This window comes from Fructobacillus tropaeoli (genome assembly GCF_001047135.2).
Classification (GTDB): domain Bacteria; phylum Bacillota; class Bacilli; order Lactobacillales; family Lactobacillaceae; genus Fructobacillus; species Fructobacillus tropaeoli.
Genome location: NZ_DF968131.1, coordinates 1 through 670, shown reverse-complemented (window position 1 = coordinate 670; position 670 = coordinate 1). Strand labels below are relative to the sequence as shown.

The following is a 670-nucleotide window of genomic DNA, read 5'->3' as shown; positions in this document are numbered from 1 at the left end:
GCCATCATCGCTAAGTAGTTCTTGGCCAAGACTTCATAAATTTTAGCCGCTGAAGGACCATAAGCCATTAGTGCCTCTAGGGAACTGGGCACCACTGAACCCGGTCGATTGGCACCGTGCGCCCCTTTTTCTTGCACATGGGTCTTTCGTGGCTTTCGAACCGTCAGTAAATTGACGTCAACCCCTACTACTTTGGCAATGCCATCCACTAATGGTCGTAAATCTTCATACTGTTCAGGGGTAATCGTCTTATCTTCTGTTCGTGGATAAGACACAATCTTGGCTTCATAGAGCTTTTGGTAAGTAGATGCCACTTCTTTGGCTTGAAAGCCTTCTTTGGCTAAAATAGCTGATAGCGAAGCCAAGTCGAGTAGTTTGGGTGGTTGCGTTTCTTTTTGTTGGGTGCTGGTTACGACCGGTGTGGCCGTTTCTGGTAAGGTTTCTTGCGTTTGTGCCTCTTCTTGGCTGGCGTAACGAAAATCCGGGTCTTCATCCTTTTTAACCGTTCGCGCATACGTATGGCCATTTTCATCTTGGTAACGATTTTCAAAGAACGGCACCCGTTGATAATTTTTGATGGCTTCTAATTGTTGGTAGACACGTAAGACCATCGCCGACTTTAATCGTCCTTGTCGCGAAACAAAGGGATAACCGGCTTGTTTTGTCAGCG

Annotated in this window: 1 protein-coding gene; it reads right to left on the bottom strand. The window is 46.6% G+C overall.

Annotated features, from left to right (window positions below; translation table 11 throughout):
• Positions 1–670: DNA topoisomerase (locus tag AOQ32_RS08350; protein WP_242976734.1), on the bottom strand; the 670-nt coding region annotated here is incomplete at both ends.